9 protein-coding genes and 1 pseudogene are annotated in these 9,656 nt (G+C 70.3%); 6 read left to right on the forward strand and 4 right to left on the reverse strand.

The features are described 5' to 3' along the window. Positions 1–824 precede the first annotated feature (824 nt). The 3 genes from JWP64_RS20175 to JWP64_RS20185 all read left to right on the forward strand — a co-directional run bounded on the left by JWP64_RS20175 (position 825) and on the right by JWP64_RS20185 (position 3,705). Complete coding sequence (locus JWP64_RS20175; RefSeq protein WP_297499468.1) at positions 825–1,781, forward strand: ParA family protein; 957 nt, start codon at positions 825–827, stop codon at positions 1,779–1,781. Beyond that, positions 1,778–2,416, forward strand: coding sequence for a helix-turn-helix transcriptional regulator (locus JWP64_RS20180; protein ID WP_297499470.1), 639 nt, complete (start codon positions 1,778–1,780; stop codon positions 2,414–2,416). Before JWP64_RS20175 ends, JWP64_RS20180 begins: the two co-directional genes overlap by 4 nt. 110 nt (positions 2,417–2,526) lie before the next feature. Continuing rightward, positions 2,527–3,705 (forward strand): LysR family transcriptional regulator, encoded by a 1,179-nt coding sequence (locus tag JWP64_RS20185; RefSeq protein ID WP_297499472.1) that lies wholly within the window; start codon positions 2,527–2,529, stop codon positions 3,703–3,705. A gap of 206 nt (positions 3,706–3,911) precedes the next feature. Here JWP64_RS20185 and JWP64_RS31620 read toward each other — a convergent pair whose 3' ends face one another. From JWP64_RS31620 to JWP64_RS20195, 3 genes are all read right to left on the reverse strand, one after another. Further along, the gene (locus tag JWP64_RS31620) at positions 3,912–4,262 is read right to left on the reverse strand and encodes a PAS domain-containing protein (RefSeq protein WP_366890290.1); all 351 of its coding nucleotides are present in this window, start codon (positions 4,260–4,262) and stop codon (positions 3,912–3,914) included. A gap of 147 nt (positions 4,263–4,409) precedes the next feature. Further along, on the reverse strand, positions 4,410–4,643 hold the full coding sequence (locus tag JWP64_RS20190; protein WP_297499474.1) for a hypothetical protein: 234 nt from the start codon (positions 4,641–4,643) through the stop codon (positions 4,410–4,412). A gap of 879 nt (positions 4,644–5,522) precedes the next feature. Further along, the gene (locus JWP64_RS20195) at positions 5,523–5,903 is read right to left on the reverse strand and encodes a hypothetical protein (RefSeq protein ID WP_297499476.1); all 381 of its coding nucleotides are present in this window, start codon (positions 5,901–5,903) and stop codon (positions 5,523–5,525) included. Between the two features lie 85 nt (positions 5,904–5,988). Here JWP64_RS20195 and JWP64_RS20200 point away from each other — a divergent pair, with 85 nt between their 5' ends. Both JWP64_RS20200 and JWP64_RS20205 read left to right on the forward strand, forming a co-directional pair. After that, positions 5,989–6,729, forward strand: a complete 741-nt coding sequence (locus JWP64_RS20200) for an alpha/beta hydrolase (RefSeq protein WP_297499478.1) — start codon at positions 5,989–5,991, stop codon at positions 6,727–6,729. A 42-nt stretch (positions 6,730–6,771) separates the two neighbouring features. After that, positions 6,772–7,137, forward strand: coding sequence for a cupin domain-containing protein (locus JWP64_RS20205; RefSeq protein ID WP_297499480.1), 366 nt, complete (start codon positions 6,772–6,774; stop codon positions 7,135–7,137). A 122-nt stretch (positions 7,138–7,259) separates the two neighbouring features. Here JWP64_RS20205 and JWP64_RS20210 read toward each other — a convergent pair whose 3' ends face one another. Then, positions 7,260–8,090 (reverse strand): alpha/beta hydrolase, encoded by an 831-nt coding sequence (locus tag JWP64_RS20210; RefSeq protein WP_297499482.1) that lies wholly within the window; start codon positions 8,088–8,090, stop codon positions 7,260–7,262. Between the two features lie 53 nt (positions 8,091–8,143). Between JWP64_RS20210 and JWP64_RS20215 the strand changes: the two are divergent. Continuing rightward, a pseudogene (locus JWP64_RS20215) lies at positions 8,144–9,295 on the forward strand (BTAD domain-containing putative transcriptional regulator); the annotation flags it as partial. Positions 9,296–9,656 lie beyond the last annotated feature (361 nt).

A 9,656-nucleotide genomic window follows, 5' to 3' on the forward strand; every position in this document is an offset into this window, starting at 1 on the left:
CCGACCAAGACGACGACGAAGACGACACCGAACTCACCGACCAAGACGACGACGAAGACGACACCGAACTCACCGACCAAGACGACGACGAAGACGACACCGAACTCACCGACCAAGACCAAGCGGCGAAGGCCGCCGCAGCGGGGAACCTTCGTAATCTCCTGCGGCCGCGGCCGCGCCGGTCTCGCCAGGATGGCGGTCGGGAGGAAACCGCGAATCCGACCCGAGAAGGTCGCGGCCGTACGGCAGGTCGGGATGAGCAGCCTCCGACACCGCGGGGACAGCGCGGCGATTCGACCAAGAGCTCGAGCAGGTCCTCGGCGCCCACCGGTGCCCCTTCCGCTGCATCCGGTCGCAGCCGATCCGCGAAGGGCACGGCGCGTTCAGCCGGCACCTCGCCCGAAGGGGAACAGACACAGACAGGCCAGCCGAGCCGGCGCACAAAGGGTGGACGCACGGCGAAGCCGAGCCGGTGACGACGACGATCAAGGCGGAACTCCTGTGCGCCGATCAACCCGGCGACTGCGGCCGAGACCGCAAGTGCCGACGCGGCCGGCGGACCTGATCGAACCCACCCCTCGAGGCGCAGGTGTGATGACTCGAGCGTCTGCGCCCACGAGAACGGTGCACCGAGGACAGCTCGGCCGCCTTACGGCATCTGGTGGCTCGCGCCCGCGCAACCGGCCTAGCGATTGACGTGAGCACCCCGTGCCCGGCGAAACAGGCGTGTCGATCCTCGCCGGTGGGTATGTTGCCGCTGCACGCTGCGCACAAGGGTGTGGGCGGAAGGGCGGCATCCTCGTCGTCGAAGTGCGGAGGTGCCTGTGGCCGACCGGCGAAAAGATCCGGACCGCGATTTTGCGTTGGGGCGCGTCATCGCGATTGTCAACGACAAGGGCGGCGTGGGGAAGACATCGATCGCCGCCAACCTGGCGGGCCAATTCGCGGGCGCCGGCTACCGTTGCCTACTCATCGACCTCAACCGGCAAGCAAATCTCGCGGACGACCTCGGATACCGTGGTGCCGAGGTCGACGATCAGGGAGCGGGATTGCTCGGCAGCGTCCTCGCGAGTACGCCGCTCGCTCCGATGATCGACGTACGTCCGCTTCTCGATGTGGTGTGTGGAGGCGCGCGCCTCGAGGACCTCACTCCCATCATGGTCTCTCGGCTGCAACACCACGGACGCAAGGCGTTCCGGGTTCTCGGCGACGTGCTGGCCCCCATCGCGGCCGACTACGAGCTCGTTTTCATCGACTGCCCGCCGGAGTCGACGATCTTGTCGGACCTTGCGTTGGCTGCTGCGCGATGGGTGCTGATGCCGACGAAGTCGGACGTCGGCGGACTGGTCGGCATGTCGCTGGTCGCCGAGCGGTTCCTCCTCGCCCGGGAGGTCAACCCAAGGCTCGGCCTGCTCGGCGTCGTCCTCTTCGGTACCGGCTCGCGTTCGCGTGCGATTCACAGCGAAGCCAGGCAGGCGATCGACCGGGCATTCGGTGGTGAATCACCGAGATTCCAGACCACGATCCGTCATGCCGAGCGCACGGCGCAAGATGCGCGACGCCTGGGCAAACTTGCGCACGAACTCGAGATCGAGCTCGCGGCGCAGCCGGCATGGTGGGAGGCGCTCCGGTCGAACATCCGTGCGCCCCGGGTCTCGGCGACGGCGGCAAGCGTCGCAGGTGATTACCGTGCGCTCGGGGTCGAGGTGCTGACCACGTTGCAGGCGGCCGAGGAGGCAGAACGTGCCGAGCCGACCGGTAGCACGTCGGAGTTGCCATGACCCCGAACTCCTCCACGCACAATGGCGATTCGCCGGACAAGCCGATCGGCGGCAGCTTGTCACTTGCTTTCGGCGCAGCGGCCGCCTCGCTTCGCAACAATTCCTCGCGCCACCGCGATACCAGGCGAGAAATTGAGAAGGAGGACCCGGACGCGGTTGGGCCGCACACCGTTGATCCCGGCGTTACATCCCATCCGCAGATTGCGGAAGCGAGACACGACGAAGCGCGTGATTCGACGAATGCGCGTGCTCCAGAAGCGGCCTCTCCGCGTCGCGGCCGCCGCGATGCACCTGCTATCTCGCCACGCGGGCGGTGGCGCGCCGTACCGGTCCGCCACCGCGAGGACATCGACGTTCTTCTTCTTGCCGCGGCGAGGCGGAGGCCGGCGAACGGACCCGAGCTGATCGATCTCGTCCGTCGACTCAGTGGCGGAACCTTCCGACTGCAGGCGCGCAGTGTCTATCGCGAGCTTCATCACCTCAAGAACAACAGGCTGATACGTATCAGTTGGGCGGATGGAACTCGCCGGTACCTGCTGACTCCGCTGGGCGAACGCGTGTTGAACACGCGGCGCCACGAATGGGCTGCCTTCTCGAACGGATTCAACAAAGTACTCAATATGGGCCACGAGTAGGCGATCGAAAACTCTCTTACCAGAAGAATGCACCCGGCCAGGCCTTGCTGTCGCTCGGGCCCCCGAGCCTTGAAGCAGGCACCGCTTCTCGACGGCACGGACCTCCTCCCGTGCAGCCGGTGGCGGGCATATCGGCTGGAGAGCCCGGGCCGAGCCAGGACGAAGGCCCCCACTCGCTCGTCGGCATCACGGGCTTCGGAGGACGTTCAGCTCCGCGCTCCCGCTCGGCTCGTCACAGTTCCCCTGCCCTCGATGTGCCAGCCAGTGAACCCGCGACTACTGACAGTATTCGTCGCGTCTTCAGTCGTGCCGAGTGGGACGATGTCGGTCGATGTAAGGCTGTGATCGGGATGGAAAACGCCCGGGAGATCGAGGTATTCCTCGCGGTCGCCGAGGAACTGCACTTCGGCCGGGCTGCCGCCCGCCTGCATCTGACGACCTCGCGGGTCAGCCAGGCGATCCGCGCCCTCGAGCGCCGCGTCGGCGCGCCGCTGTTCGAGCGGACCAGCCGCACCGTGCGGCTCACCTTGCTGGGCCAGGCTCTCGTCGACGACGTACGCCCGGCCGTCCGACAGCTGGAAGAGGCACTGCGCAGGGCCAAGCGCGCGGCCAGCCGGGAGCCACAGGGAGTACTGCAGGTCTATTTCGTCAATTCGCTGCGCGAGGAGTTGACCGCGGCCTTGGTGCACGGGTTCACCGAGGCCTACCCGCACGTCCCGCTGGTTCGCTACGCCTATCCGTCGATGCAGCACCGCCAATGGTGCGACCACTCGCGCGACGACGTGTACGTCAGCTGGTTCCCCGACCAGCCCGACGTCCTGAACCTGCCCCGGGTCCGTACCGGACCGGTGATTCTGCGCGAACCCCGCTCGGTGATGGTCCGCAGCGGCCACCCGCTGGCCGGGCACGAGGTGGTCGACATCGAGGAGCTCGCCGAGTACGACGTGCTCTACCCGCCCACGGTGACCCAGCGGTTCGCCGATGCGTGGACCCCGCCGGTGACCCCGTCCGGGCGACCGATGAAGCGGGTGCGGCGCATGACCGACAGCTTCATGGAGGAGGCCATCACGATCGTGGTACACGAGGACATCGCCCACGTGACCATCAGCCGACCTGCACCGTCCGTGCTGCGGCCCGACGTGGTGCTTGTGCCGCTCTCCGGGCTGCCGCCGTTCTGGCTGGCGCCTCTCTGGTCGATCTTCGCCCAGAACGGGTGGATCCGGGAGTTCACCGAGCTGGCCGCGCGCATCGGCTCCGACGCCGGATGGTTGGACGCCGGTGGTGGGTGAGTTGTTCGTTCCCGACAACCGGTGAGAGCCAGGACCTGGTGGGCGGCGGCGCCGACGGGGGCGATGAGCTGTAACCGGCGACCGTCCGCCGCCATCTGCTCGGCCGGCTGATAGTGCAACTGGACCCCCGTCCAACGCGGCCTGGTAGCGCTGTTCGAACGCGGTCGCCTGGGCCTCGGCCGCGCGCCGGGCCGCGACCACGTCGGTCACATCCATCGCATGCACGACCACCCCGCGTACCGCGCCACCACGGGGGCGGGCGGGCACCACGGTGAAGTCGAGATAGAACACCCGGAGCTGTCCATCGCCGTCGGTGTCCAGCAGGATGCGCCACTCGCGTCCGGAGACCGGGTGCCGGCTCGCGTAGGCCGTGTCGAGTGCTCCGCCAGCCGCTGCCCGGCCACCTCGGGCAACGCTTCCCGGTAGGAGAGGCCGATGACCTCGCGGGTGGGATCCAGCAGGACCCGTCCCGCTCGGTTGACCGCGGCGAAGACGTGATCCGGTCCCTCGAGGACGAACACGCAGGCCGATAGGTCATCGAAGCACGCGGCGACCACCAGGGATCGCCGAACACCCGCGGGTCCGGTTCCCCCGCACCCGACTCGGGGACCCGGTATCCGTGCTCAGGGCCGGCCCCCCCTCGGGTCGGGCCGTCGGAGACCGTCGTCCTAGGGTGGGGTCGGTACCGGACGGCGAGTGACACCTCACTCCCCCTGTCGGGCAGCCCGAACCTGTGCGCAGGTCCGCTGTACGTCCTCCCACACCCGGCGGGCCTCCCCGTCCTCGGCGATCCAGCTCGCCGCCGCCGCAGCCGCCGCCGCGTCCCCGTTGTCGGCCAGCACATGAAGTTCCACGAGCCGGTCCATCCACTTGGCGTCGGCCGGCTCGTCGTGAGCTTGCTGCGCGGGCGGGCGGGCTTCGCCGTTGTCCGGGTCCATCAGGTGACCTTTCGTCTGGGTGGTTGAGGCGGCTCGGCAGCGGCGCGGGTGAACCGACAACGCGGGTGTGGGTGCCGCGCCCCTGGCCGAGCACATCGGGCAGCGGACACGGGTCGCCACGCCCGGAGCTCGGTCCGGGGCTTCGTGCGTGCTGGTCAGCAAGGCGACGGAGCCGGAGGTTGGTAAGGCCCGGCCGGGCGGAGCATGTCCGCCCGGCCGACCCCCCCTTGGCGTGGCACCGGAACCGCCCCGTCGTGCGCAGTTCGAGTGCCACCGGCGACCCACGGGTTCCAGCGCTCGCGCCGGAACCGGCGGGTAGCTGAGCGGGCCGGCCGCCTCGGCCCGGCTCCGGCCTCGTGCGCGGCCGGGGAGCGGTCCGGAGGGCCCGGCCCTCGTCGGTGCCGAGGCTGCGCCCCTTACCTCGGTCGTGTCGGGCCACGACGGCGGCGCGGGCCGCGAGCCGGTGTTCGAGGAGCTGCCGTTGTCGGACCCTGCCCCGGCCCTGTGGCGGCCCACGGACCCGACGCCCGCACCCGGCCCCTTGCCCGTGCTGTCGGCGACGGACGCACCGGATCGTCGCTGGGCTGGATCACCCGGGCTGCTGCCCTGCGGGCGTCGGGGCCCGGTGGCGCGTGGGAGACATGCTGAAGGTCCACGAGCGGATGAGGGCTACGGTGATCGGCCATACGCCAGGGTGCTCCGAGGAGTCTGTGGGTCACGCATCGGATGTTCACGTACGACGACACCCTCGGTCGCGTCGGACACGACCATCAAGACCCACCCGCTACAGCATCGTGTAGCCACGCTTCACGCTGGAATCCCCGGCGAACGTCCGATCTTCGTCGCCGCCATCGGCGATATTCCTCCCACGGGCCACGATCACCGATAACCGAACTCGACGTATGAAATTCCAAGCAGCATTATCGCCTCGGATGCACACCCGTCCTGGGTCTCCAAACGCTTGAGATCGACCCTTCGATGAGCGAACACAGCAGTAGGCGTCTCCGACACCGACTTCACGAGGACCCTCAAGAACAATTCGATGTCCGGGCCCCGGTCGTTCATGGCGAGGCCGACCCGATCGTTCCCATTCAAGGATGCGGCGGTGAAGTCGCCGAACGCATCAAGAACGCAGCGGTCAAATACTATCCGGACGCGCCGCACGGCCTTTGCTGCCCCACCAGGTCTTTCCTCCCAATTCGGACGGATCGCCGCAGCCTGTTGTGCCGGGTTGCCGGAACTGACAGGGTTATTGAGCACCCGAAAGATCGAAAATGTCTGGGCGGATGACGGACGCCGACTGCGTCCCAGGGCCATCGCTCTCTTCGATTAGGGATCACGCACCATGACCGATACGAACTCGACCTCGGGTGCCGTGACCGTCGTCCTCGTCCACGGCGCCTTCGCCGACGCCTCCGGATGGGGCGGGGTGATCGAGCAGCTGCAAGCGGCTGACGTGCCGGTGCGGGCCGTGGCCAACCCGCTGCGCGGCGTCGCCGCCGACTCCGCGTACGTCGCCGGCGTGCTCCGTCAGGTTCCCGGGCCGGTGCTGGCCGTCGGCCACTCCTACGGCGGCGCGGTGATCACCAATGCCGCGACGACGGCGGACAACGTCGTCGGTCTGGTGTACGTCGCCGGCTTCGCCCCGGATGAGGACGAGACCCTGCAGGACATCGAGGGGACCTCCCGGGACAGTGTCCTCGGCTCCGCCCTGGTCCAAACCGAGTACCCGTCGGGGTCGGGCGAGGAGACTCTGGTCGAATTGTCGATCGACGTGGCCCAGTTCCACGCCGTCTTCGCCGGCGATCTGCCGGACGGACCGGCAGCCGTGATGGGCGTATCGCAGCGGCCGATCGCCGCCATCGCGTTCGGGGAGAAGAGCGGTGTCCCGGCGTGGAGGAGTCTCCCGTCCTGGGCGGTGGTGGCCACCGGCGACAAGGCGGCCGGCGCGGACGTCGTGCTGTCCATGGCCAAGCGCGCGGGCGCGCAGATCACCGAGGTCGAGGGCTCGCACGTGATCATGATCTCGAAGCCCGATGCGGTCGCCGACGTCGTCCTCGAGGCGGTTCGGACGGTCAGCAGCTGATCGTCGGGCCGGGCCACGCGAACTCGATCAGGAGGTCCGACCATGTCGTCCAACCCGGCGGACTCGCAGCCGAGCGACGCGCTGGCAGGCAGGCTCGAACGCACCGAACTCCAGCGCCACTCGTCCTCGATCCCTGGACGGGAGATCGTGCAGGTGCTCACCGAGATCCCGACCGGCGTCGAGTCGGGCTGGCACATCCACCCGGGCGAGGAGGTCGGGTACATCCTCGCCGGGACGGTGGAGATGATGATCAAGGGGCAGCCCACCCTCACCCTGCCCGCCGGCAGCCCCTTCCTGATCCCGCCGCGCACACCGCACAACGCGCTCGACGTGGGCCTCGAGACGGGCCGGATGCTCTCCACCTACATCGTCGAGGTGGGCCGGCCACTGGCGACGTTCACCGAGTGACCGGCCGCCGGCGACGCTGCGGGGCGAGGAAGCTGTGGGGAAGGTCGGGACTCCCGCCGACTCGGCGGGGACGACACGTGACCGCCGGCGGCTCCGGTGTGCCGACCGTTCGGGGCTCGAGCTCAGACTCGTCCGAGCAGGTCGCGAAGGGTCTTCGCGACGTCCGCCGGCGCCTCCTCGGCCATGAGGTGGCCACTTGTGACCGTGCGGTGGTTCAGGTCGGGCGCCCATGCGCGCCACAGGGCTGCGGCGTCGTAGCCGAGCGCGGCGCCCCAGTCCTGCTGCAGCACGCTGACGGGCATCCGTAGCGTTCGCCCGGCGGCGCGATCCGCCCGGTCGTGCTCGACGTCGATGCCGGCGGAGGCGCGGTAGTCCGCGACGATCGAGGGCACCGCCGCGCGGCAGGCGTCGAGGTAGGCGGCGCGGACGGCGGCCGGGATCGCGTCGGGATCGAGGGCCCAGGCGTCGGGGAAGTAGCTGAAGAAGGCGTCCGGGGCGGCGCCGATCAGCGCCTCGGCAAGGCCTGGGGGCTGCGCAATCAGGTAGAGGTGGAAGCCGACCGCGGCACTCACGCCGTGCAGGGCGTCCCACATGTCGAGGGTGGGGAGGATGTCCAGGCAGGCGAGGTGGGTGACCGAGTCGGGATGGTCGAGCCCGGCGCGGAACGCGACGAGTGCGCCGCGGTCGTGGCCGGCGAGGGCGAACCGTTCGTAACCGAGCGCGTGGGCCAGGGCCACGACGTCGGCGGCCATGGTGCGCTTCGAGTAGACCTCGGGACCGGTCTCCGCGGGCTTGTCGCTGGCGCCGTAGCCGCGCAGGTCCGGGCAGATCACGGTGTGTTCGACGGCCAGGTCCGCCGCGACGTGCCGCCAGATCAGATGGGTCTGCGGGAAGCCGTGCAGCAGCACGACCGGGCTTCCGGTGCCGCCGACGGCGACGTTGAGGGACCACACCCGGCGAGACGGTGGAACTGCTGGGGAAGGCCCTCGAGTGATGGCGCGGTCCGTCCTATGCAGAGTTCGCCGACGAAGACTGGGCCCGCGCCGAGCGCAGGCGGCTGGCCGAGCTGCGCTCCGAGGCCGTGGAACGCCTCGCAGAGGCCCGGCTGGCTCTCGGCCGGGTGGAGGACGCGATCCCGGACCTCGACGCACACGTCGCCGTGCACCCGTGGCGCGAGCAGGCATGGGTGCTGCTCGGCCTCGCGCTCTACCGGGCCGGGCGCCAGGGCGACGCGCTCGCCGTCCTGCGCCGGGCCCGCGTGGCGCTGGCCGAGCAGCTGGGGGTGGATCCGGGCCCGGAACTGCGCCGGCTGGAGGCCGACGTCCTCCGGCAGGGCCGCCACCTCGGCATCGACGGCGGGGTCGCGGACCGGGTGTGGGCCCGCGCCGCCGCGGCCTACGACCACACGGTGACCGCGGGTGGGCGGGCGCGGCTGGAGTCGACCGTCGGGTTGCTCCGGGCCGACCGGATCGGCGTCGAACTGGTTGACCTGGCCACCCGGCACGGGTTCGCCGGCATCGAGGTCCTCGGCCACCTCGTGCGGCTGCAGGCGCGCAGTGCGCTGACCGACTTCCGCGGCGCCGACGGGCACGCCGACGCACTGGACCAGCTGGCCGACCGGCATGAGCGGCCCCTCGTGGACGTGTTCACCCGCTGGTACCGAGCCCTACGCCTTGCTTCGACCGGGCGTGCGACCGCGGCGGAGGAGATCGCGGCCTACCGCGAGGCCGCGCACTCGCTGGACGGAGCCGGCATGCCGGGCCTCGCCGAGGGCCTGCTCCCGCTGGCGCTGCTGTGCGTCGCCCTCCGACACGGAGAGCCCCTCGACCCGACCGCGGACCTCGGCCCCCACCAGCCCTGGGCTCACCCGTTGCTCCTGCTCGCCGCAGGGCGCCGTGACCAGGCGGCCGCCCGGCTTCGGGACGTCCCGGATCCGCCGCGCGACCTGCTGCAGGAGGCGATGTGGTGCCTTGTCGCGCGGGCCGCGGTCGCGCTCGGCGACCTGATCGCGATGGAGCGGGCCCGAGCCGCGCTCGTCCCGGCGGCGGCGGAACTGGCCGGCGCCGGGAGCGGCCTGGTCACGCTCGGCCCGGTCGCCGCCCACCTCGAACCCTTGGACAAGGCCCTCGCGACGGCTCAAGGCCCGTGGTCGGCGTGAACATCTCCGCCCCGCGACCTGGCCGAGCCATCTCCCGCAGCGCCGGATCTACCGTGGCGACGACCTGGTGCACCCGATGGCGACCGTCGAGCGCAGGATCGGTCGGCGCGAGATCGATCGCGCCTCCGGACCGACGTGGCCGGCGCCGCTAGGTCCGCAAACGTCGCCATGCTGTTCCGCAGTTGAGCGATGGCGGGGCGGCTCGTGTCCGGGGGCACGAGCCGCAGCCCGGATCCAGGAGCCCGGGGCGTCAGCCGCGCAGCTGCGCCATCAGGCGGCGCGTGCTGTCGCGCCGACCCCAGGCCACCACCACGGCCAGAACACCGACGGACGCCGGGATCGCGACGAGCACGCCCCCACC

Source organism: Pseudonocardia sp. (assembly GCF_025465255.1).
GTDB lineage: Bacteria > Actinomycetota > Actinomycetes > Mycobacteriales > Pseudonocardiaceae > Pseudonocardia.

Bases quoted from the DNA above. Each gene is read 5' to 3' on its own strand.
- JWP64_RS20205 (WP_297499480.1), top strand. From the start codon at position 6,772: ATGTCGTCCAACCCGGCGGACTCGCAGCCGAGCGACGCGCTGGCAGGC.
- JWP64_RS20190 (WP_297499474.1), bottom strand. From the start codon at position 4,643: ATGGACCCGGACAACGGCGAAGCCCGCCCGCCCGCGCAGCAAGCTCAC.
- JWP64_RS20200 (WP_297499478.1), top strand. From the start codon at position 5,989: ATGACCGATACGAACTCGACCTCGGGTGCCGTGACCGTCGTCCTCGTC.
- JWP64_RS20180 (WP_297499470.1), top strand. From the start codon at position 1,778: ATGACCCCGAACTCCTCCACGCACAATGGCGATTCGCCGGACAAGCCG.